The sequence below is a fragment of the Shewanella sp. 10N.286.51.B7 genome (assembly GCF_002873615.1).
Taxonomy (GTDB): Bacteria; Pseudomonadota; Gammaproteobacteria; order Enterobacterales; family Shewanellaceae; genus Shewanella; species Shewanella electrodiphila.
The window spans coordinates 64,943-90,066 of record NZ_MCUF01000049.1 but is presented as its reverse complement, the minus strand read 5'-3'; the positions used below and the strand labels follow the sequence as shown (position 1 = coordinate 90,066).

Genomic DNA, 25,124 nt, shown 5'->3' with positions numbered 1-25,124 from the left:
TTGAATTTTTTTGAACTAAAGTCCCTAAGGCGATTCAATAAATTATGCTATTGACAACAGTAGGTAAATTAAGCTGAATTTTCGAATCTCTGGGCTTTGGCTACCAACATGCGGGCCGCTCAAAGTTTAACAAACAATACCAATTCTGTATCAACATATGCTCTTCATTTCTAGTCTGTATTTCCGCTTTAATAGATGATTCAATCAAGGCAATTTGTTCAGATAAGGTATACAAGACTCTCAAGTGGCAGGCCATTATTTGGCGTCTTTAAGATAATCCGTTAATCTGTAGCTTCATCTATTATCAAGGTTGCTTTCATGCTCTCAGTTATTACCATCCCAGCTTTTAATGACAATTATATTTGGCTTTTCCATCAAGCTAATTCTAACAAAGCTTATGTGGTCGACCCAGGTTGTGCACAGAGTGTATTAACCTATTTAAATCAAGCTGATGCTCAAGGCAATAAACTAGAATTAGTGGGTGTTTTGATTACCCATCATCATGCTGACCACACCGGTGGTATCGCTGAACTACAGCAAGCTCATCAACAACAGTTAGCGGTATATGGTCCAAGCAAAGAAAAAATTAGTGGTCTGACTCAATTAATCGAACGTGATCAGACAATGTCACTACCCCATATAAGCAGCCCTGTTAATGTCATCGAAGTGCCAGGCCATACCCTTGGTCATATTGCTTATTCAATAGAGGACGCCTTATTTTGTGGCGATACCCTCTTTAGTGGCGGCTGCGGACGATTATTTGAAGGAACGGCTGAACAAATGAGGGCTTCTTTAGCGAAACTATCATCCTTAAATGCAAATACAAAAGTCTATTGCGCCCATGAATATACCCAAGCAAATTTAGCCTTTGCCATCGCTGTTGAGCCGAATAATAGTGCACTGCAGCAATATCAACAGTCAGTTCACAAGGCAAGAGAAAACAACATTTCAACAATCCCTACTACTATTGCAACAGAATTAGCAATTAATCCATTTCTGAGAAGTCATTGTACAGAAATTAAACAATCTATTTCTGAACAGTTTGATGTAGAGAATCCGACCGATTTACAGACATTTACCCTATTAAGACAATGGAAAAATAATTTTTAAAAATACTGACAAAGCCAAGCAAACGTAACTAAGCAAAGACATTAGGCGTGTTTTGCTCTACAATGCCGCTTTAATTTTGACCAATACTTTAGGCTTACAACCTTGTTAAGCCTGTTTTGCAAGACTTAGGAATATTGTTTTTGATGCACAAATCTTTATATATTTTTATTGGTGGAATGGCCTTTTTAACAGGTTGTCAAACTCTTACAACACCAAAACCGACCCCAGAGCCGATTGCTATTCAAAAGCCTGTAGAGCCTGAAGACACTATCGTAAAAGTTGAAAAACCAGTTGAAATTACCGATGTATGGCAGCGTATTAGCCTACAAATGGAAATGCCGATAGATGATCATAAACTGGTTAATCAGTATCGTGACTGGTATCTGGCTAACCCTAGACATTTGGAAATTGTTTCAAAACGTGCTGAACCATATCTTCATTACATTGTAGAAGAGCTAGAAAAGCGTGATATGCCAATCGAAATCGCATTATTACCTATTGTAGAAAGCTCATTCGACCCTTCAGCTTATTCAGCAAGTGCTGCGTCTGGACTCTGGCAATTAACTTCACCTATCTCCAATCATTTTGGCGTAAAGAGTGACTGGTGGTACGACGGTCGCCGTGATGTGCCAGCTGCAACGATTGCCGCATTAGATTTTCTTGAATACCTGTACGACCGTACAGGCGAGAACTGGTTGTATGCCATTGCAGCTTATAATACTGGTGAAGGCCGTGTAAATAATGCAGTGCGCCGTAATAAAGCTGCAGGTAAAAGCACAGAGTTTTGGGCTTTATCATTACCTAGAGAAACACAGCGCTATGTCCCACAGTTAATTGCCTTATCTGACGTTATTAAAAATGCTGAAAAATATGGCATTAATCTAACACCTATCAGTAATGAACCTCATATCGCCATCGTTGATATCCAAAGTCAGATGGATTTAAAGCTTGCTGCTGATTTAGCAGATATGAATATTAATGAGCTTAAAAGTTTAAATCCTGGGCTTGACCGCTGGGCGACATCACCTGATGGTCCCCATACTTTGGTTGTGCCTTACGACAAAAAAGATGTTTTTGAGCAAAAGCTTGCCCAATTAGATCCAAAATCAAAGCTAAATTGGCATCGCTATAAAATTCAATCTGGTGATACGGTCAGTCACATTGCGAAACGTTTCGATACTTCACCCTCGTTTATCCGTTCTAGTAATAACCTAAAGAACAACAATATCCGTGCTGGCCGATATCTTATAATTCCAGTTCCACCTGAAGGGGCTGATTTAACAACCGATGAGCTATTAGCACAAAACCAGTTAACACCTAAAGCGATGACGTATACCGTTAAGTCTGGCGATTCATTATGGGTTATTGCACGTCAGTTTGATGTCTCTGTAGATGCGTTAATTCGCTGGAATAGATTACCTAAAAATGGCGCATTAAGCATAGGTAAAGTACTGACGATTGGCAGTGCAACATCTAGTAATGCCACAGAGCGTACGGTTAATTATAAAGTGCGCTCAGGGGATTCTTTAGCACGTATCGCTAGTCGGTTTAATGTCTCAGTCGATGACTTAATCAAGTGGAATAAGCTGCATAACACTAAGTACATTCAACCAGGTCAAATGTTAAGACTCGTTGTTGATGTGAGTAAAGTGAACGCGTAACAGTGTTAATCTAATGAAGTGAAGATTGTCGATGAATGCCGCATTCTATAATCTAGCATTCATTAACATTCAATAGCACAACGAATAAAAACGGCCAGTGAAATCACTGGCCGTTTTTTATTTCATGCATACTAAATCAGTTCAATAAGCTATTTTATTTAACGATAAGCGGCGTTGAACCTGCATTGATTAACGGTAAGCTACTGCCTTCGGCTTTACCTGCAAATTTTACTTCAAAGCGATAACCAGGGCCTGAAACTTTTTCCATAATCGCAGCAGGAACACTGAATCTAGATTTAATCGTTTGTGCTGGTGCTAACGTCACATCTCTTAAAGCTTGGGTGTACATCATATCTTGCGATGATGACCATACCTTTTGCCCTTTAGGATCGTATAACCACAAATCAGCTGTCATTCCCGAATTAAATCGTAGATTAACACTACGACTTTGGCTGTTAGTGACTGTATGTGTCAATGACATTGCTTTACTTGGATCGGTATATTCTTTAGCTTCTAAAAAACCGACTAACAGTGTTTCAGCCATTGTTGAGACTCCAGCGCCTAACATAATTGTTTTGGCTTGCATTACGGGTTTTACCTCTGCCGCTGCCTCTTTGCTGTTTTGTGCTGTAACATCGGTACTTGTCGCACTACAACCTACTAACAGTAAACTTAAGCAACCTATAAAACGTTTCATTAAAACCCTCCTAATTTTTTAAACAAGCTATCTTTTAGCTTATCAGTTTCACCTTTTAACTTAGCATCAAACAATGCGCTAGTATCAATACCAAATTTAGGGTCTTGCATACTGCCTTTAATGGTTAAAGGTATATCCACACCAGCTAACGCATCGCTGCCACCGCCTTGACCAGCAAGTGAACCAACGACAGATGTCGTAAGTTTATAATCAACAGTTTGCGAGTCAATATTGGCACTACCATTACCAGCTAAACGTATTAATGGCGAAGCCATTGATAAATCTGGGTTAGTAAATACCGCATTTTTCAGTGAATAAGAACCGGTTAAACTGGTGAAGTCAGTTTTGAGTTCTTCATCATTTTTAGCTGATAAATCCCCTTTTAACTTATCTTGAGCACTACGGATCATTTGCGGAATATTCACCCCGTAAAGCGAACCATCAGCAATAGCAAAATCACCATTTGCTAATAGGTTTTTCTTCAAGTTGTCAGGGATTAAACTCTTACCAGAACCTTTAACATTAAAATTTGCAGCGCCAGAAATTAAATCAATATCAGCAGCATCTTTTAATAGCGGACGGAATTGTACCCCTGAAAGCGTTTGCTCGAAATTGTAACTTGCCACTTTTTGGCGTCCATCAAGTTTTGCTTTAGCTGTGATACTACCCTCGTACAAATTAGCTGAAAAATCACTCAGATTAGCAATACCATCTTTCACAGTCGCTTTCATTTTCCAGTCTTGAGTTAATAAATTTGAAACCTTTATCGACTTAACCGTCATGCCTAAGGTTAAATCAATCGTTTTAAGCGCCGATAAATCGGGCTCCTCGGCAGGTGTTGTTGAAGCAACTTGCTCTGTTTCTTTGGTTTCAGTTTGTTCACTTGCTGGCATTATGGAATCAAGGTCTATATCACCAAAATCCATCTGCACATTAATTTTCGGGATCTTATTGCCATAGTTCACTTTGATGTCACCAGTAGCATTAATATCCATTGCTGACAGCTTACTAATTGCAACCTGAAGCGTTTGCGAATCAAGTGCAACATTAATATCAGTGACTAGTTGGGTTGATAACTTCTTATTGGGGATACTGTCACCGGCTACATCAGTATTGATAGAAAAACCACTTATCATCACTTTCGATAAATCATGTTGCACAGTCAATTGGCCTTCGCCGTTACTATTTACCGTCATATCAGGCATCTGCGCTGAAAAGTCATAAGCAAAATCAGCAGCATTGCCTAACGAGAATTCACCTAAGGTTAAGCTATTTAACATGAAGACTTGTTTGGTATCACTAACCTCATCAATGAGATTAATCCTAGTATTGGTAATTGATACGCCACCGATTTGTAGGCTTTGAAGTTGCAAATCGCTTTTTTCTGAAGGTGCGGCCTCTTCTTTAGGTGCTGTGGCAGCCTTGTCACCACTAAGACCATCTAAACTGTTAGCGCCATCTTTTTTTGTCACCATGTTAAGTGTCAAACCATCTAATGAAAGCATGGCAATTTCAACTTCTTGGCTTAATAGCGGCATCAATGCCACATTGGCAACCGCTTCATTGATTTCAACAAAAGTCGCTGGGGCGAAGTTCTCAGGGTTGGACAATGTTATTCCGCCCAAGTTAATGCCGATAGAAGGAAAGAAACTCCAACTTAAATCATCTTTAATAGCAAACTCACGCCCAGTTTGGTCTTTTACCGCATCTACAATTTGTGGTTTAAAACTATTGAGATCAAAAAATACCGTTAAATACACAACCAGTATTAAAATCAAACTAGCCATAATACCTAATAGCCATTTAAGTGCCTTCATGTTTGCATCCTTGTAAGCAAATTGAAATTTAATGAGAAATTCTGTTCTATATATGAGTTTAGCTTAATACCATTAAATCTAAAGGTTTTTCAGAGACTGCTATACCATTTTTATCGGCATAAACCATCATATTAGGTTTTATTGTGACTCCAGCGATTTCAATATTCGCATTCACTAGGCCGACATCTTTTTTATCGGTTTTGATTGGGTTACTCGCAAGTGCTTGAACACCAATATCAATAGTAGCAAGGGTGCCAACATCACGCACTGCGCCATAAATAATGATCCCTTCCCATTCATTATTTGCTGCAGATTCAGCAATCATATCACCTAATAACGCACGTCGGCATGCACCGCCACCATCAACGACTAGGACTTTTCCTTTACCTGAACTGGCTAATGTTGATTTAACTTTTGAATTATCTTCAAAACACTTAACCGTCACTATTTCGCCATAGAAAATAGTTTTACCACCATATGTATTCCAATTCGATTGAACCAAAGTCAGTTTATCTTCGTAATAATCAAATAAATCAGGCAATAAATCTAACATCTCACACTCCATGTACTAATTTAATAAGACTATCATTAATATAAACGTGTATAGCTATTGAAACAATTCATTAATCTGAATAGACTGTCGCTATAGTTGATTGTTCATGGATGAAAACACTGCAATATCCTTATTGCTATTCATTAACCCACCTTTCTAAGTAGTTTTCAATATGACAGATATTAATTTACAAAATGTTATTAATGCTTTCGATGAATTAGATTTTGAAAATCGTACCACTAAGAGTTTAGAGAATGCTCGTAACAGAGTTCAAATGAAGACCTATTTGTCTTCTTTAGATTACAGCTTACGTCGTATCAAAATTCTTGAGGAAGTCGTTTCTGAGTTAGTTGAAGAAAAGCAAACCGAACTCGTAAAACAAGAGCATATTCAGACATATAAAGCCAAAGTTATTCAGCTTTCTAGAGAGTTCAAAATCTCTTATCAAGATGTGTTAAGTATTATGTTGAAATTAAAACAAGATTAGAAATGAATACAAAGTAAGTTATTCACTCAACTCTGAAGATATTAATTATATTTTATTCAGATAAAACTGATGTCTTTGGGAAAATGAAATTTCTGAAATACAGCATTAAATTATCTTAAATATAATCATCAATATCCGCTGTAGCAATTTACCTATCGTTAAACTCACTTAAGATAATATACCAGATAAACATATGACCTAAGTGAGTGATGACTTTTATAAAGCGAGTTAGCTTTTACAGTTAATTCTGTCATTGATATAAAATTTGTATCAATGACACAAAAGCTGAGTATTCGAAAAAGCCACTAGACTTTAAAATTACCAACAATACTTTCTAATTGAGTAGAACCTTCTGCTATTTGTATACTGCTATTAGAAAGTTGTTCATTGTGAGTTTTATTTTCAACAGACATATCATTGATTCTTGTAATGTTCATATTAAGTTCAGATATAACAGCGCTTTGCTCTTCAGTTGCGCCAGCAATTTGAATGTTCATTTGCGATATGTCACCAATCGCTGTTTTAATCGAATTGAGTGCAGCTTCTACTTTTTGGGTTTCTGTCACCGTTTCATCAGATTGCGTTATCGCGCGTTCGACTGATTGGTTAACATTTTCAATAGCTTCTCTAATTGCATCAATAATGCCATTAATTTCGCGGGTAGAATCTTGAGTTCGGCTCGCTAATGTTCTTACTTCATCAGCTACAACTGCGAAACCTCGACCAGCTTCACCAGCTCTTGCTGCTTCAATCGCTGCATTCAAAGCCAATAAGTTAGTCTGTTCCGCAATACCTACAATAACATCCAATATTTGCCCTATTTGGCTGGAACTGACCTTTAATCCTTTCGCTACAGTTTCAGTTTGTTGAAGTTCCGTGGATAAATCGCCAATTTTCACTATCGCATTATCAACAATCTCAGCCGTTTTATCCGCTTCGCTATCAGCAACATTAGCACTTGATGCTGCAGTTTGGGCGTTTGAAGCCACTTCAGCTGCTGTCATCGACATCTCATTAATTGCAGTGGCGACATTTTCAGTTTCCATTTGCACGTTGGAAGATATTTGATTGGCCTGTGAAGAAATAGTCGATAAATCATTAGCCAGAGTATGACTCTCTGACACAGAATCCGCGACCGAGGACACTAACTTTTGAATTTTATCAGTGAAAATATTAAAGTTTTGCGCGATTTGGTTTAATTCATCTTGACCAGCTTCAGACAACCTTAATGTTAAATCCCCTTCGCCTTTCGCAATATTCTCAAAAGCAGTAATGGTTTGCGACATGGGTTCAGCAATACTGCGAGTAATGACAAACAAAATAATGATGATTGGCAACCATACAATCAGTAAAAGTATTAAATATTGCATAGCAAATTCTGTCTTTTGAGCCTGGATATCATCGATATAAATGCCGGTTCCGATAATCCATCCCCATGGCTGAAAACGCTCTACCACACTCATTTTAGGACTAGGTGAATCTTGTTCTGGCTTATTCCACATATAATTCACAGTGGCATTCTTAGCGGAGTTTGTATGTTCAATCATTAACTGGAATAAAGGAACATTGTCGGGATCACGCATTGATAACACGTTAGTATCGATTAATTTTTTAGCGAAAGCATGCTGCACCATTATCCCATCAAGGTTGATAGTAAAAAAATACTCATTGCCAGAATAACGTAGTTCATTTAACGCTGTTATTGCCGCCGTCTTTGCTTCAGCCTCGGTTAATTTTCCTTCTTGTGACTGCTGATGAAATTGCGAAATAACTGAACTCGCTACCCCAACCAAAGAAGTTAATTTTGATTCTTTTTCTTGTACTAGAACATTATCGATACGATTAAAAGCGAAGAAGAACATTAGGATAGTGGCAAATGCAGCCACGATAATCATTGCTAGTAAGCGATTTGCAATGCTTGTTTTACGAAAGAAAAGATAGACAGCATTCATGATATATCACCGTATTCTTATAATAGGGATTAGATCACATGCGTGATCACTGTGAGGCTTCCCAGATCAAATACCACTTAATTAAGTTTAGAAATACCACACCTATACAATCGACCATATATGGGAATTATTTAGGGTTTAACGCTACAAATATCTAAATAAAAATATTATCGATAGAACTAGTCTATTTTTCACACTACAACTAATGCAACAATTTAAACATCAAAGAGGCATAAAAATTGAGATAATTACTAGTGTTAACCATCTAATTTAACAACGAAAAATTTGTAATATAAAGAGTTACTATTCAGTAAAAGTAGTTGATGTATTTACATCTCGCAAGTACTTAACTGCCCGTCATGGTTAGTTATTCTTTAATTAGACAATAATATTTTATATTAGATATTAATGCTTAAATGAAGAAAATTAAAACAGAAACGCTGCTACCGCTTTATGGTTAGGGTTAGGGTTAGGGCTATAACTAGAGCTATAACTATGGCTTATCGCTATATATTTCGATTCTATTTTTACCTTTTTGTTTCGCTAGGTATAAAGCTTTATCGCCTTGATTAATTAACTCATGCATATTCAATGACTGATTTTTGTTGGTAGCTAAACCAATAGAAACGGTGACTCTTAAGTTTTTATCAGGCCAATAGAGTTTTGCCACGTCGGTTAATATTGATTCCGCAATTTGCTGTAGCTCTGACTCACTAAAGCAATGGAATACCGATAAGAACTCTTCCCCACCATATCGAATGTTCATCCCTGTATAACGTCCACAATGCTGCCTGATGATTTGTGCAACACCATAAATCACATTATCACCCACTTGATGCCCGTATACATCATTGATTGATTTAAAGTTATCTATATCAATCATGAGTAAACTCATACCTTGCTTTGATTGCTTTGCATTTTGGACAAATAGAGCTGCATTTTGGGTTAAGTAGAGTCTATTTTTTAATTCGGTTAATGGATCGGTTACCGCTTGTAGCGATAATTTACGCTGGCTGGCTTTTAACTTAAGTTGCTGACTGCGGATTTGTGAATATTGTTCAAAACTTGTATGTGTTTCAGACTCTCGTCTTAAACAAGCAATAAGGCACATGATATAAATAGCCGACATGATAGATAAACGATCTATTTCTTCTGCAAAATCATGCTCTAACCTTAAAGGAGATATCATCCATACGTAACAAATTGCCATAAATGTAAGTGCGATAAAACTGGCTTTGAACGGCAAGCGTGACAAGGCGCCGACATAAGCCATGACCAATATACCGCCCGATTGATAGTTAAAATCCCCTCCGTGCATTGCCATTTGGCCAATATAAGTCAATGACCAATAAACACATAACACTAAAGTTAATTCAGCTAAATCTAAATGTTTTGGCGAATAACGTTTTAATAATAATAAAAGTGCCACACATAAAAAAGAAAAAAACAGGCGGGTCATTGTTGCTAGCCACGCATCTTCCTGTAAGTGCTGATAGTCAAAATAACCAAATAACAGGTATATCGGAATAACTGAAAGCACAAACCCCGAATAAGGCAACATGACTTGGTAAATGTGAAAGTGTTTAAAGCGCCAAAAGGTATATTCTGAACGATGTATTTTGGCAGAGCCTTTCAAATAATCGAACATATAATTCCCTGAGTTATTTTAAGGTTATACTTGTTTAATTTGATTGTAGGACAACTGAAATTAGGTAGCAATAATTGACCATAAAATCATAAAATCATAAAATCATAAAATAGTTATCGAAAACAATCTTTTTTGGAAATAATCTAATAGAACACGCTGTAATGACAATCTATCTGAGAGTTGTGAATTTCGATTAAAGATTGGTGCAATGGATGAAGGAGTACAGGGAACGTTGTAAAAGATCACTCGCCATTTAACAACCCGAATCTGTACTAAACTTTTTAAGCATCCAAACATCACAGCCACCGTGAATGGTACCATCCAGAGGTTGGTTAAGATGCTCAAAACCTACTTTCTCGTATAGCTTAATCGCAGCGGTCATACTGGTTAATGTATCTAAATAACATTGTTTAAACCCCATATCTTCAGCAAATTCCAAGCAAGCTTGAGTGAGTTGCATGCCTATACCTAATCCACGGCTCTCGGGTAGCAAAAATAACTTACGAAGCTCACAAGTATCTTCTGACTCATTGAAAGAAGCGACGCCACCACAACCTAAAATTTTCCCATCCAACGATGCCACTAAATAGATACTCTTATTATTGTAATGATAATGCTGACTCATTTGCTCTACTTCAGGATCTGACGGTCCAAAACCTTCGCCAATCGCACCAAATTCCTTGCCAACGGTTTTAATAATTAATGCAACTTCGCTATCTTGTTCTGCAACAATTGGTTTAATCACTATATTCATCTTCATGGTCTTTTAGTATTCCAACATTTATGACTTTTCACCTTACCAGCTAAATTTAACATTTCAAAGATTAGCGATATTCATTAATACATATAGACATGATTATACTAAAACGAAGCTTTAAAGCTCACAACTGCATCAAATAATAGGTTTTGAGTTTTAGCTATTCTAGGCATTTTTACGATGAGTAATAACAAGAGTTGCTCAGTAAGACATGCATCTGACTAATAATAAGTGATGAAAGGAGTTAATGTTATGAGAAGTAAACTTTGTTGCAAAGTCATCTTATACAGCAAAATAGATATAGAATAGTTAAACTTTATAGCTTCTAAAACAATTATAGATAAGCTTCGCTAAAGTGTGAAGCCTAAACTGATGTTGTAAAAAACGATGTTAAAGAAACCTATGTTAGAGAAACCAATGTTAGAGAAACCAATATTAAAGAAGCTAACCTCGAAGAATCAATTCTATTTGATTATGCAGCAACCACAAGTTGAGCTTTTCTAAGCGGATTGAGTCTATTATGCATCACTTTAATTGTTTCAAATTGCTGCAGAGTTTTGTTCTCAGATAATGGACACTCTTTAGACAGTACCATCACTAATGCAGCTTGTAGGCTATTTTCAACCACCATGACTAAAACGCGAGTACCATTAGCATTGAGGTTAAATAACTTACCTACTTCACAATAAACACATTCTTGGCTTATTTCAAAAAACCAAGATTTAGGCATTTGTGGTTTTAACAAAAAATGCGCAGCGGTTGCATTTAGTGCTGTTTGAACAACAGCAGCATCTGACATATTGATAACTTTTGGAAGAGTTTCAAGCAAGTTGATATAGAATTTAGCGTGCTCGACACTAAATTCCGATGTTATTAATGCATCAGGAATGAGCGCTTTAGTTTTGTATGGGGTTAAGAACTCCATCTCGGAACCTAATGAAATACTTAATTGCTTATAGTTTTCATTATATTCCCACTGCCAGTCCTTATTTGGCATTAATAACATTTTTTAGTACCTAATTATAAGAATACAAGGTGATAATAGTTTATATTTCAGACAATATCAAAACATTATTGAATATTTTTGATATAAAGATCATAAAGTTACAACGATCGAAAGATCGTTAATTCGATCGCTATAACTTTATTAGATCTAAAAAAAGGATCTTTGGTTGGTTTTTAAACTATTCAGATCTTATTTTGCTTTATAGGCTTTTACAATATCGTTAATTAATCCAGGACCTTGGTAAATAAAGCCAGTATATATCTGAACTAATTGAGAACCTGCGTCAAATTTAGCTAAAGCATCTTCTGCACTATTAATTCCGCCAACACCAATAATTGGGATCTCACCGTTTAAATATTCAGCTAATTGTTTGATCACTTTAGTTGAAAGATCGGTTAACGGTTTACCACTCAAACCACCCATTTCATCGGCATTATCAAGGCCAACCACAGCATCACGACTTAATGTGGTGTTTGTGGCAATTGCGCCGTCAAATTTACTTTTCAATAATGACTCAGCAATTTTCTCAATTTCTTCAGTGGTTAAATCTGGCGCTATTTTCAATGCAACTGGAACATATTTATTATACTTTTTAGCTAGCTCTGCTTGCTTTTCTTTTAGCGAGCTTAATAAATCATCTAACAATTCACCGTATTGCATTGTACGAAGACCCGGTGTATTTGGTGATGAAATATTAACCGCAATATAATCTGCATGTTGATAAACTTTTTCCATGCAAATTAAGTAATCGTTTTTGCCTTCTTCAACCGGAGTATCTTTATTTTTACCAATATTCACACCAACAATAATGTCTGTTTTTTTAGCCATTAAGTTTCGGACTAAATTATCAACACCTTTATTATTAAAACCCATACGATTAATAATCGCTTTAGCTGGTTTTAATCTGAATAAACGTGGTTGCTCGTTACCTGGTTGTGGTCGAGGAGTGACAGTGCCGACTTCTACATGCCCAAAACCCATGGCATGGAATGCATCAATCGACTCACCGTCTTTATCTAAGCCTGCAGCAAGGCCTACAGGGTTATTGAATGTAATACCCATGCAAGTCACTGGAGCAGCGCTAACATTTTGACTATAAAATAGGTTTAAAGGGTTGTTTCCAGTGTTTTTTAAACTTCCAATAGCGATGTTATGCGCTACTTCTGGATCCATTTGAAACATTACTTTTTGTGCAACTTTGTAAAAAAACATGCTTTCTCCTAAACCTAAAAAAAACCCCGGCTATTTGCCAGGGCTTGTTCACTTATTATAAATAATTATCTCGGTCCTTCGCAATGAAGGATCAACAAATTAAGTTCACGTAACGCCACCGAGAATTTGGCAAAGTCATGACTTTGAGAGACTTTAAAGTCTGCTAATAGGTGGAACCAACGTTCCAATAGCTTCTCGTTATTGTCTATCCATTGCTGAATAATTGAATCGGCATTACAAGTATCTGTACACGCTCGCAGCACAGTAGAGCTCAGTGCGCGTTGCTGCCAATCTAATTCTTCTCTGAAGGCGGCACGAGCAAGCGCTTGCCAATGGTTAGATACGGGCTGATTACTAATTTGTTCAAGGAACCAATGTAATTCAACTTTTGCACCAAGTCTGAAATAGGTTTCAGCCACAAGCTGAACTGACTTACCTTCGATTTGGGCAATTTGGGCGATATCTAACGCTGAGAACAAGGTACTCATTTTAGCAACAACTTGTGCTAAAGACTCAGGTACTTTTTGTTCTGTTAGTGATTTTATTTCAGTTGAAATCGCAATCACTTCAGCAGCAATCATATACTGATCAACATTGGTCTTTAATTCTTCAAATACAGGTTTGAAGAACGCCACTGTTTGCTCAATATTTTCACCTTTGGTGCGATGACGGATGAACCAGCGACAAGCACGGCGCATATTGCGACGTAATTGATGCAGCATTTCACTTTGCACGTCAGCAGACACAATACCGTTTAATTCAGTAATTGATTGAGTTAAATCAGCTAAACCGAAAACTTCACGAGCCATAGTATAACAAATTGCGGCTTCGGCTACTGTGGCACCTGTCTCATCTTGCATGCGTTGCACGAAATTAAAGCCCATGTCATTAACAAGTTCATTAGCTAATGAAGTCGCAATAATTTCACCGCGCAATGGGTGCGCAATCATTTTATCAGCATATTTGTCTTGTAATTTCTGAGGGAAATAAGCCGTTAGCAATTTACTTAAGAATGTATCTTCAGTGATTTCTGCTGTAACTAATTGCTCTTTTAAAACCATTTTTCCATAAGCAACTAACACAGATAATTCTGGACGAGTTAATGCTCTGCTATTGGCTAAACGATCTGCAAGTTCATCATCTGTTGGAAGGAACTCTAACGCTCTATCCAACTTGCCATCTTTTTCAAGATACTGAATATAACGAATGTGTTCTTTTAATTGTGAAACACCGTGAGCCTGCGTCACTGAAATTGTACGAGTTTGATCATTACAATCTTGAAGTACAATATCCCCCACTTCATCAGTCATTGATTCTAATAAGCGGTTACGTTGCTTAACGGTAAGTTCACCGTCTGCCACTAACGTATTGAGTAAGATTTTAATGTTCACTTCATTATCTGAACAATCAACACCGCCAACATTATCAACAAAGTCAGTATTAACTCGACCACCATTAGCCGCAAATTCAATACGGCCTAATTGTGTCGCACCTAAATTACCACCTTCACCAATGATTTTAGCGTTTAATTCATTACCATTGACACGAATAGCATCGTTTGCACGATCGCCAACTTCAGCATGCGTTTCAGAAGTCGCTTTAACGTAAGTACCAATACCACCATTCCAAATCAAATCAACACGCATTTTTAGCAATGCTTGCATTAACTGGTTCGGGGTCATGGTGTCTGAATCAGTTTCAAGCATTCCCTTGATTTCTTTAGTCAACTTAAGTGACTTAGCAGAACGATTAAAAATCACTCCACCTTTAGACATCAATTTAGTGTTGTAATCTTCCCAGCTTGAACGCGGTAGATTAAACAAACGCTCACGCTCTACGTAACTCTTTTCAGTATCCGGGTTTGGATCAACAAAGATATGCATGTGGTTAAATGCTGCAACGAGCTTAGTATGGCGTGATAACAACATACCGTTACCAAATACATCGCCGGCCATGTCACCCACTGCTAAACAGGTAAAATCAGTTGTTTGGCAATCAATACCTTCTTCACGGAAATGACGTTTAACCGATTCCCAAGCGCCTTTCGCAGTAATACCCATTTTTTTATGGTCATAACCGTTACTGCCGCCAGATGCGAAAGCATCACCTAACCAGAAGTCATACTCAATGGCAATTTCGTTGGCAATATCAGAGAAAGTCGCAGTACCTTTATCAGCTGCAACAACGAGGTATGCATCATCTTCATCATGACGTACTACATCTTTTGGCGGTACCACTTTGCCTTCAATGATATTGTCGCTGATATCAAGTAAACCACGGATAAATAATCGGTAACATGCTTGGCCTTCATTAAAGAATGCCTCGCGGCCACCTTCAGTTGGTAGCTGTTTACACACAAAGCCACCTTTTGCACCAACAGGTACAATAACGGTGTTTTTAACCTGTTGCGCTTTTACAAGACCAAGCACTTCAGTACGGAAATCTTCACGTCTGTCAGACCAACGTAAACCACCACGCGCTACTTTACCGCCACGTAAATGAACACCTTCAACTCGCGGAGAGTATACGAAGATTTCAAATTTCGGTAATGGGCGAGGCATTTCAGGAATGTCTTCAGGTAAGAACTTAAACGAAATGTACGGCTTGTTCTCGTTTTTGTTCAATGTTTGATAGAAATTGGTACGTAGTGTGGCGTTGATCAAATCTAAATAACGACGAATAATACGATCATCATCTAAGCTCGATACGTCCTCAAGACGCAAATCCACTTGTTCTAAAAACTTATTTAACGTACGAGTTTTTAATTTTGGATTAAATTTACGAATGAACATTTTAACCAGTAAGTCAGCTATTTGCGGATAGCGATTAAACGTTTCTTCAATGTATGACTGACTAAAAGTTGCATCTATTTGACGCATATATTTAGCGTAAGCACGCAAAATAGACACTTCACGACCCGTTAAACTGGTCGCTAAAATCATTCGGTTAAAGCCATCATCTTCAAGTTCTTTATCCCAAACTTGTGATAATGCATTTTGAAAACGATCTTGGCTATCAGCAAGGTTTTCAATGGCAGCGCCCTGCACTGTCATTAAGAAGTCTAAAATCCAGAAGGTTTGACCATCTGCAGTTTTAACTTCGTACGGGCGTTCATTAATGACCCGCAAACCAAAGTTTTCAAGCATAGGTAGCACATCAGAAAGATGAATAGGTTCATCTTTATGAAATAGCTTTAAGCGGACTTTATTATCATTTAATGCCGTTTCTTGTGGCTGATAAAAAAGCATGCCCAGTTTATGTTCGTCGTTCAATGCTTCAAGGTGTTGAATATCAACCACTGCTGAACTAGGCAACACATCTTCTTTATAACTCGGTGAAAATGCCGTGAAGTAACGCTTAATAAGACCCGTTCCTGACTGCTCACCAAGAGCATTATTCAGTGAACTATGTAGTTTATCTTCCCAAGAGCGAGCTGCTTCAATTAGGTTTTTCTCAATAGCAGCCACATCGACGTCCATATTATTATTGTCAACTTTAATGATGTAATGAGTACGCGCTAAAGTTGATTCTGAGAAGTAAGTGGTAAATTCAACATCTTCACTACTGTTAAAATGTTGAGCCAAAATGCGTTGTGTATCTTGACGTAATTTGGTGTTGTAACGATCTTTTGATACATACACCAAACAAGATAAGAAACGACCAAAACCGTCTTTACGGACAAATAACTTTAATTTGTCACGATCTTGCATTTCTAAAACGCCGCGAGCGATATGAGCAAGCTCATCTTCTTTAGCTTGTATCAGCTCATCGCGAGGTAAGTTCTCAAGGATATTCATTAACGCTTTATAGTCATGAGAGCGAGGCGTTAAACCTGACTGCTCCATAACGCGTTCAACTTTACCAGCAAGTAGCGGAATTTCACGTGGGCTTCGATTATATAAATTAGAAGCATATAGGCCTAAGAATCGGTCTTCGCCTATGACATTACCTGCTTTATCAAAACGTTTGATACCCACATAATCGACATATGCAGGGCGATGTACACGACTTTTGGTTGAGCTTTTAGTAAGCACTAATAAGCTTTCATCCAGCGCTTCTTTACGGGCAGAAGCTGAGAACGTAGACAAAAGTAATCCACGATCTGCATGTTCAGCACTCGAGCGGCTCATTAAGCCTAAGCTTGAATCCAAATCTGGTACTAACTCAACATCACCTTCAACACGCTTTAACTCGTAATGTCTGTAACCAAGTAATGTAAAATGATGATTATTGAGATAAGTTAGGAATTTAGTCGCTTCTTCCATTTCAGCTTTATCGCCTGGAAATGGTTGTTTTGGTAATTGCTTAACCGTCTCGGTTAACTTATCTGACATTTGCTGCCAATCATCAACTGAAGACACAACATCAGCAAAAACTGATTCAAGTTCTTTACCAATGGCTTTAATATCGGCTTCGCTACTTTGACGATCGATTTCAATTAAAAATACCGCAACATTTTCAGTTGCTTCTGGCGCATCTTTAATAAAAGAAACTTCTTTAACCAATTCCTCATCACGAACTAATGCTAACGGTGTATGTAACACCATGTGCGCCGTAATGCCCATGCGGTTTAATGCCATAGTCACTGAATCAACCAAGAAAGGCATATCTGGTTGAATAATTTCAATAATACTATGGGTAGACTGCCAGCCATGTTTCGACTGACTTGGGTTAAACACACGGATGTGGCTGTTGGTTTTAGCTGATTTGTTTAGCGCATTCCAAAGGCTTAGTACGGCACCATAAAGGTCGCTGTCATTACGAGCATTTAAGTCGTCTTTTGACATATGGGCGTATATACAATTGGCAAATTGCTCAACTTGTTTAGCTTGAGAATTAGGGATTTTTTTATGAATTAAATTGACTACATTTTCTAGTAGTACTGAAGGCATTGCATCTTTAAAGGCCATGTTGCAGTTTCCTTAAGCGTTTATGGCAGCGCTTTTATCATTATATTGGATGCTTCGGCTTGTTGATTCAGTCTAAAACTGAGATCTGGAGCAAAGTTTATTACTAATTAACTGCTATATCGAGCACTATTTTAGTGGTAGATCCTCTAAAATCCTTGTTAACTATAGAATTATAGTCACTATTTGACCAATCAAGCGTTTAGATAGACTAACTATGCAAAAAAAAGAGGAGCCTAAGCTCCTCTTAATATTTTCAAACCGTTTATTTACTTGGGTTTGCGCCAGAATACCGCTGACAACGCAGGTAAAATAATTATCGCACCCAACATATTTACTAAAAACATGAAAGTTAACAAAATACCCATGTCCATTTGGAACTTAAGTGCTGAAAAGAACCAAGTACTCACACCAATAGCTAAAGTTAACCCTGTAAAGATGACCGCACTACCACGTTCAACTAAGGCTTCAAAGTAGGCTTGCTGGACTGCCATACCTTGAGTAAGTTTACCTGACATGGTCGATAAAATATAAATACCGTAATCCACGCCAATACCCACACCCAATGCAATAACAGGTAATGTACTCACCGCTAAACCGATATCTAGCCACGTCATTAATGCTTGCGCTAATGTTGAAACCACATATAAAGGCACAATCACGGCGATAGTCGCTTTAATTGAACGGAAGCTGATGAGACATAAAACAAACACCGCGCCATAAACATAAATCATCATTGGTAGCTGTGCTTCGCTAACAGCCTCATTTGTCGCTGCCATCACGCCAACTGGCCCTGAAGCTAATTTAAACTGCAATGTGTCAGTATTAAGCTGCTCAGCAACTTGTTTTACTTTGGCAGTCACAACTTCAATGGTTTCTGCTTTATGATCTTTTAAGAACAAGAAAACTGGCATCACTGAACAATTACCGTTAAGTAATCCAGAGGTAGTTGGCACACGGCCTACAGCTTGCACTAAGCTCGCTGTGGTACGAGGAAGCACTTGCCATTTAGGATTACCTTCGTTGAAACCGGCATTCACTCGCTTAGAGACTGACGCTAAACTTGCGGTCGACTCAACACCTGGTGTATTGCCAACCATCCATTCAAACTGATCAATTTCATTTAGAATGGAATGATATGTACAAGCTTCAGGTGTCGCTTCAACAATCACAGTCATATAATCAGTCGTAATTGAATAATTGTCTGTTATATGGAAAGTATCTTGGTTATATCGAGAATCTAAATGAAGTGCTGGCGCACCGCCCTGCAAGTCACCAATTTTGATATTGCTTGCTTGCTGAAAACCAAAGCCGTATAGCACTGCGGTGCAAACTAGTACAATGACAGCATATTTAGGTGTCGCGAATTTTGACAAGCTGCGCCACAAACCTTCAATTTTGGCTTTTTTAACTGGATCTTCTTTTTCTGGCTTAATCGTGGTGTATGAAATCACCAAAGGCAATAGAATGAGATTGGTTAAAATAATAACAGCCACACCCAGTGAAGCTGAAATAGCGAGTTCTCGGATAATACCAATATCAATCGCCAATAATGTTAAAAAACCAACGGTATCAGATAATAGTGCTACGCCGCCCGGCACTAATAAACTGCGAAAAGCCGATGCTGAAGCTGCTTTGGTATTTTGACCATCGAGTACACGACGTCTAACAGCATTGATCATTTGAACGCCATGACTTACGCCAATTGCGAACACTAAAAACGGTACTAGAATTGACATAGGATCTAAGCCAAAACCGACCACAGTTAATAACCCTAGCTGCCAGAAAACAGCGACAAGGCTGCACACAAGTGGGAGAACCGTTAGAATTAACGACTTAGAAAATAAATACACCATGACTGCAGTAATCAAAATCGCAATCAAGAAAAACAGTAATACGCCTTTTGCCCCTTCTGCGACATCACCTGCCATTTTAGCAAATCCAATAATATGGATTTTAATCGTTTCCGTTTCGTATTTGCCGCGTAATTGGTTTTCTAATTGTTTAGCGAATTGAATCGTGTTGAGTGGTTTAGTCGTAATATCTTTTTCAGCACCTTCAGACTCGGCCATTTCTTCGTCTGTTTTAGCCACAAAATCCATTAACTGCGCTGTTAACATCGCTGATGAATAATCATTTGATACTAAACGACCAACAATACCTGCCTTTTCCACATTGTCACGAACAACATTTAGGCCATATTCATCGTTACGAAAATCTGCAGGTATCACTGGTCCGCCAGCAAAACCATCTTCAACAACTTCAGTAAAACGTGTTGAAGGAGAATATAAAGACTTAACTTGGGAACGCTCTACACCCGGGATAAAAAACAGTTCATCATGAACCTGTTTCAGGGTTTCGAAATATTCAGGATTAAATATATCACCGCTAGTGTCTTCAACAGACACCATAATCCTATTCGCACCACCAAAATCTTTTTGATGCTTTGTATAGGTTTTCATGTACTCATGATTAAGCGGTATGTTTTTACTAAAAGCCGCATCCATTTTTAATTGGCTTGCTTGATAACCAAGAAAAAGTGTAATTAACATGAATGACAAAATCACCCACATGCGGTTTCTGAAAAGATGGGTTTCAAATCCATTGACCAGTTTTTCTAACATCTTATCGGCCCTATTATTGTTGTTTTATTTTTACACTAACTTAGTGTTTATTTTGCTCAGCTTATACCGTAATCGTATCTTCCAGACACGTTTACTTGCCCCGTCACTGAACAAATCCATCGTAAAGCTTAAGCGACTCTATTTGAGCTGAAATAAACCTTTTGAACCTGCAAACCAAACTTGACCTTGATTATCACTTTCAATAGCGACGATATTTTCGCCTTGTCTACGTGCAATGATATTAGCTGTATCAGTATTATCTAACTCGATAACAACACCTGCGTTACCAACAAGGTACAAAGATCCAGAATCAGTAATATAAGCGTTATTAATTGAAGACTTCACCGGTAAAGCGATTTCTTGCCATTGACTGAATAGCTTATCGGTTTTGAAAACATGGCCACGTAAGCCCATGACAAACACTGCGCCGTCCGTTTCAATAGCATTAAACATTGAACCTTCATAATCAAAAGGCTGTGTAACAAACGTTACGCCATTATCATCAGATGTGGCGACAAGTCCTAATTCACCTACCATCAACAGTCGATTATCAGCTAATTGGATGACACGGTTAAAGTGAGGTAATAACGCTGATCTTTCTGATAAATATAAAGCTTCATCTTCAGCTTTTAAATCAGCAAGATATGAGACATCTTCAGGGAATAGTAATTCTTCATGAAACTCTTGAACCCAATGCTTGCCACCATCAGCGGTGCGATAAAACAAACCATACGCGCCAACGGCAATACCTTCATTTTCATTAAAAAATAAAATATCCAAAAGCGGTTTTTCAACTTCTGTAGATTGGAATTGTACTTGCCAAGTTAACCCACCATCTTCAGTGTGAATGATGGTTGCATCATGACCTACCGCCCAGCCTTGCTTTTCATTTAAAAAGAACACTTTGGTTAATTGGGAAATTACTGGTGAACTCACTTGTTGCCAATCTTGTTGTTTAACTAACACATGACCGCGTTCACCCACCGCAACAAGGTTTTCACCTGCTTTGGCAATATCTAGAACTAATGAAGACTCAGCGAGTGGCTGTATTTGAACGGTAAGAGGATCGAATTGAGCATGGACTGGCGCAGTAGAAATTAAACAACCTAAGCTGATTGCGACAACATTGCGAAGTGTGCGAAACGACATACAAACTTCCTTAGAAATAATAGGGGCGCAATGCGCCCCATAAAGGTCTTAGCGAATACCTGCGCGACGTAATGCGTCAGGTGTGAAATTAGCTTCAGAAAGCTTAGCATCGAAATCGTACATGCGGCCTTCATTATCTAATCCCATTGCTAAATAACGACGAGATTGTAAATCGTGGAAAATTTCTAACGTGCTCCAATGTGTTGGAACTTCGTAGTAGTTAATCGAATGTGCTGTACCTACACGGTATAACTCATCACGGTTATCGTACATATCCGTTAGCGAAACCTGCCATGAATCTTCATCGATATAGAAAACACGTGTTTTATAAATATGACGCATGCCATCTTTAAGGGTTGCTTTAACTTCCCAAACACGGTGCTTTTCCCAACGAGCAAATTCAGGGTTGATATGACCTGGTTTTAAGATTTGATCATATTCAAGTGAATCTGAATGAAGTTTGTAATCGTTGTAAGGGATATAAAGCTCTTTCTTACCGACCAGTTCCCAGTTATAACGCACAGGTGATCCGTTAAACATATCGAAATCATCAGTTGTTCTTAGACCATCAGACACTGTACCTGGTGTATCAAAGGCAACATTTGGCGCTTTACGAACACGGCGTTGACCTGTGTTATAAGTCCAAGCTTGGCGCGGAAGTGCTTCTTGATCCATTGTCTCTTTAACAAGCAAAGCAGTTCCTGCAAGACGCGCAGGTTGACGTACAACTTGTTTAAAGAAGAACAAAGTATTTGATTCTTTTAATTGATCCAGAGTCACTTCAGGACGGCTGTAGCTAAAGCGAATCTCTTCAGCCGTTTCAATTAACGTATAAGAACCACCTGCCGTTGGAGCCGCTTGGCTACGAGCAGTTTTGATATCAACACCACGATAACGCAGGATGTGGTTCCAAATCACTTCTAAACCATTATTTGGAATTGGAAATGGCACACTAATAGAAGCGCCACTTACACCGTTACCATTAGCAACCAACTCTGCATTTAAGGCATTAGCTTTAGTTGCATCATAGACATACTGAGGCAAAGAAGCCGTACGACGACTTTCATACACATTCATTTTGTATGTATCTGGGTATAATTCAAAAAGCTTGTTTTGACCCGGCGTTAAAAATTCAGCGTACTGTGCTTTGTTAGCATTTGTAATGGTGAACAAAATTTTATCAGAAGGAAAAGGATCTGGATGATGCATTCCCTTTTCATAGCCAGCAACTGGAGAAGTAATACCATTATCCCAAGCAGGGATAGAACCGTCAGCATTACCCGCTTTAACAGCACCTATTGGCGTAAGTTCATTACCCAATTTAGCTGCTTCAGCTTCAGATACTTTCGCCATCGCTGCCGGCGCACTAAACGCCATGATCATTGCAGCCGATAATATCGTCAGTTTCTTCATTATTATTATCCTTCTAGATAGAATACTTGACGTTAAACGAGACGTAATCTCGGTCAGTCATTGCATTTGTTGTTCCTACACCACCAAAGAAGTTGTTGTAAGAAATATCTGCTCCCCAGCGGCTGCGATAATCAAAACTAACGCCTAAAGCAACTGATTTACGACCTTCAGTAAATAAGAACATTGGATCAGGAGTGATACCGTCAACATCGTGAGAGAAAATCACACGTGGAGACATGTTCACGCCAGCAAAGATATTATTGTAGTCAGCTTTAGCCACTAAACGATAACCCCAAGCAAAATCAGTTGGGAATGGATTCGTTTCTGGACCATCATGCAAGGCTTCGATAATACCTGGCATATCAGGGTTACCACCTGAACGCGCGGTTCCAGGACCATTTAAGCGTAGTTCATCAAAACCAGGCATGTCATGGATCCACACACCACCGACTTCAGCAAGCATGGTTAAATTATCTGTTCCAAAGGTAGGACCAAATAAATGTGTCAATGTAAATTGAGCTTGAGTCGTATCAGATAAAATGAAACCATCAATTGTTTCGCCAGCCTCTACACCTTCAATTTGCGACACACCATCTAAATCAGGGCGTAGACCAGCATTAGCAAGTTGCTGTGGCATACCTGCAAATAACAATTCAACGTCATCAATTTGTAATGGTTCATCAACACGGTGAGAAACTTCACCCGCAACAGATGTGTCACCGACTAAGGTGTTAAAACTCGCGCCGTATAATTGAATATCTTCAGGGTATACCACTTGAGCCTTAGTAAACGATTCCATACTAAGCATCAACTCACGGTCAATTTCACCGCCACTTGCAGCTAAACGGCCGTAGTCTCTTGCTAAAGCTTCACTGCTAAAGTTAGATGCTGTACCGCTGATAATAGGGCGGCGACTGTGATAGTTCATGTAGTACAAGCCAAATTCAGTTTCACCTAAACTCGGCGCGTAATAACCTAACTTGATACCGTATTGACCATCATCACTTGGTTCTGCTTCATCTTGAAGTAAAGCCACTTTAGTAGCATATGGCACCATGTAAGCTGCGAATGCAGGATCAAAATTAGCCGCAGCTGCTGCACCATAAAGCGCGGCATACTCAGACATTAAAAAATCAAGATTGATATCAGGGTTTGAGTTGAAACCTAACTGAGCGTTTTGGTTATAACCACCAAAACCAACAAAGTCATTGGTTGCAAAGTTAGAACCCGCAGATGGAACCCAAACTGGCTCCCAATCATATTGATAATAAGCTTCAACATTTAAATTTTCAGTAACACCTAACGATGCCCATACCATTCCTTGTGGACGGAAAGCTTCTTTAAGTTCAGCACCTGGTGTATTCAAGATATTTAAATCAACTGGGTTAATGACACCAATACCGTGAGGAATTAATGTGCTTTCACCCCAAGAAACAACTTGGTTACCGATACGAACTGATAATGGGTTTTTACCATCATTTAAGTCAAAGTTACCGTAAACAAATGCATCTAATAAACGAATGTCTTTACATTGAACTTCTTCTGCTCGGCTATCCTCACAAGGATCATATTCTTTGCCAGTCAATGGATCGTTATAATCAAAATCGCCATCACTTAATTTGCGATCATAAAAATACATGCCACGTACAAACAAACCGAAGTTCTTATATTCTAAAGATAGCTCATGCAAACCTTTAAAACGTTCAGAGGTAGTGTCACCCTGAGAATAGAGTAAGTTACTTAAGTCGTTGTTACTTGAGTATGAACCAGGCTGGCCCCAAATTTGAGCTGAAGAGTAGATAGGCGTTTGCCCAAATGGCGCACCGAAACCAGAATAACCAGACCAATCAAACTGTGGCTGGTTAACTTTACCGATTTGGCCTTCCCAATCACGCTCAGAAACACGCCAGCTTGCGCCGACTGTCCATGTTGAGTCAAAGGTGCCTTGTACTTCACCCCAATCAAATGATACAGCATTAGCGCTACTGCTCATCCCTAAAGTCAATGCCGACACCACCCCCAAAGCGAGTGCCGACTTGTTAAAGCGTCTTTTAACAATATTCATTTTTGCTTCTCTCCGTAACCTGCCGGATTCGTTGTTATAGGATTTGAACCAACATTTTGTTAGCCT

16 protein-coding genes are annotated in these 25,124 nt (G+C 38.5%); 3 read left to right on the top strand and 13 right to left on the bottom strand.

Going from position 1 to position 25,124, the window contains the following annotated elements:
• Positions 1-318 precede the first annotated feature (318 nt).
• Together gloB and BCU84_RS14305 are read left to right on the top strand one after the other, a co-directional pair.
• A complete protein-coding gene (gene gloB / locus BCU84_RS14310; protein ID WP_102528753.1) occupies positions 319-1,110 on the top strand; it encodes a hydroxyacylglutathione hydrolase in 792 nt (263 codons plus the stop codon).
• Between the two features lie 143 nt (positions 1,111-1,253).
• Positions 1,254-2,771 carry a LysM peptidoglycan-binding domain-containing protein gene (locus BCU84_RS14305; protein ID WP_102528752.1) on the top strand — a complete coding sequence of 506 codons (1,518 nt, stop codon included), beginning with the start codon at positions 1,254-1,256 and terminating at the stop codon, positions 2,769-2,771.
• A gap of 154 nt (positions 2,772-2,925) precedes the next feature.
• On the opposite strand, the gene BCU84_RS14300 is transcribed toward BCU84_RS14305, so the two are convergent.
• From BCU84_RS14300 to BCU84_RS14290, 3 genes are read right to left on the bottom strand one after another with little or no spacing between them, the layout of a single operon-like run.
• Positions 2,926-3,468 (bottom strand): BsuPI-related putative proteinase inhibitor, encoded by a 543-nt coding sequence (locus BCU84_RS14300; protein WP_102528751.1) that lies wholly within the window; start codon positions 3,466-3,468, stop codon positions 2,926-2,928.
• On the bottom strand, positions 3,468-5,285 hold the full coding sequence (locus tag BCU84_RS14295) for an AsmA family protein (RefSeq protein ID WP_102528750.1): 1,818 nt from the start codon (positions 5,283-5,285) through the stop codon (positions 3,468-3,470). The genes BCU84_RS14300 and BCU84_RS14295 overlap by 1 nt, the downstream gene beginning before the upstream one ends.
• Positions 5,286-5,343: 58 nt before the next feature.
• The gene (locus BCU84_RS14290) at positions 5,344-5,838 is read right to left on the bottom strand and encodes a putative 4-hydroxy-4-methyl-2-oxoglutarate aldolase (RefSeq protein ID WP_102528749.1); all 495 of its coding nucleotides are present in this window, start codon (positions 5,836-5,838) and stop codon (positions 5,344-5,346) included.
• A 172-nt stretch (positions 5,839-6,010) separates the two neighbouring features.
• Here BCU84_RS14290 and BCU84_RS14285 point away from each other — a divergent pair, with 172 nt between their 5' ends.
• Complete coding sequence (locus tag BCU84_RS14285) at positions 6,011-6,325, top strand: hypothetical protein (protein WP_102528748.1); 315 nt, start codon at positions 6,011-6,013, stop codon at positions 6,323-6,325.
• Between the two features lie 305 nt (positions 6,326-6,630).
• On the opposite strand, the gene BCU84_RS14280 is transcribed toward BCU84_RS14285, so the two are convergent.
• The 10 genes from BCU84_RS14280 to BCU84_RS14235 form a co-directional block, all read right to left on the bottom strand.
• Positions 6,631-8,277, bottom strand: a complete 1,647-nt coding sequence (locus tag BCU84_RS14280) for a methyl-accepting chemotaxis protein (protein WP_102528747.1) — start codon at positions 8,275-8,277, stop codon at positions 6,631-6,633.
• 493 nt (positions 8,278-8,770) lie between these two features.
• On the bottom strand, positions 8,771-9,925 hold the full coding sequence (locus tag BCU84_RS14275) for a GGDEF domain-containing protein (protein ID WP_102528746.1): 1,155 nt from the start codon (positions 9,923-9,925) through the stop codon (positions 8,771-8,773).
• Positions 9,926-10,178: 253 nt separating this feature from the next.
• Positions 10,179-10,685: a GNAT family N-acetyltransferase gene (locus tag BCU84_RS14270; protein WP_241906441.1), complete on the bottom strand. Its 507-nt coding sequence runs from the start codon at positions 10,683-10,685 to the stop codon at positions 10,179-10,181.
• A 469-nt stretch (positions 10,686-11,154) separates the two neighbouring features.
• Positions 11,155-11,688: a cell division protein ZapC gene (locus tag BCU84_RS14265; protein WP_102528744.1), complete on the bottom strand. Its 534-nt coding sequence runs from the start codon at positions 11,686-11,688 to the stop codon at positions 11,155-11,157.
• A 189-nt stretch (positions 11,689-11,877) separates the two neighbouring features.
• Complete coding sequence (gene pyrD, locus BCU84_RS14260; protein ID WP_102528743.1) at positions 11,878-12,900, bottom strand: quinone-dependent dihydroorotate dehydrogenase; 1,023 nt, start codon at positions 12,898-12,900, stop codon at positions 11,878-11,880.
• A gap of 65 nt (positions 12,901-12,965) precedes the next feature.
• Entirely contained in the window at positions 12,966-17,810 is a 4,845-nt protein-coding gene (locus tag BCU84_RS14255) for an NAD-glutamate dehydrogenase (RefSeq protein WP_102528742.1), read from the bottom strand.
• Between the two features lie 266 nt (positions 17,811-18,076).
• The gene (locus BCU84_RS14250; protein WP_102528741.1) at positions 18,077-20,431 is read right to left on the bottom strand and encodes an MMPL family transporter; all 2,355 of its coding nucleotides are present in this window, start codon (positions 20,429-20,431) and stop codon (positions 18,077-18,079) included.
• 138 nt (positions 20,432-20,569) lie between these two features.
• On the bottom strand, positions 20,570-21,580 hold the full coding sequence (locus tag BCU84_RS14245; protein ID WP_102528740.1) for a YCF48-related protein: 1,011 nt from the start codon (positions 21,578-21,580) through the stop codon (positions 20,570-20,572).
• Positions 21,581-21,628: 48 nt separating this feature from the next.
• Positions 21,629-22,993 carry a DUF1329 domain-containing protein gene (locus BCU84_RS14240; RefSeq protein WP_102528739.1) on the bottom strand — a complete coding sequence of 455 codons (1,365 nt, stop codon included), beginning with the start codon at positions 22,991-22,993 and terminating at the stop codon, positions 21,629-21,631.
• 13 nt (positions 22,994-23,006) lie between these two features.
• Positions 23,007-25,058 (bottom strand): DUF1302 domain-containing protein, encoded by a 2,052-nt coding sequence (locus BCU84_RS14235; protein WP_102528738.1) that lies wholly within the window; start codon positions 25,056-25,058, stop codon positions 23,007-23,009.
• Positions 25,059-25,124 lie beyond the last annotated feature (66 nt).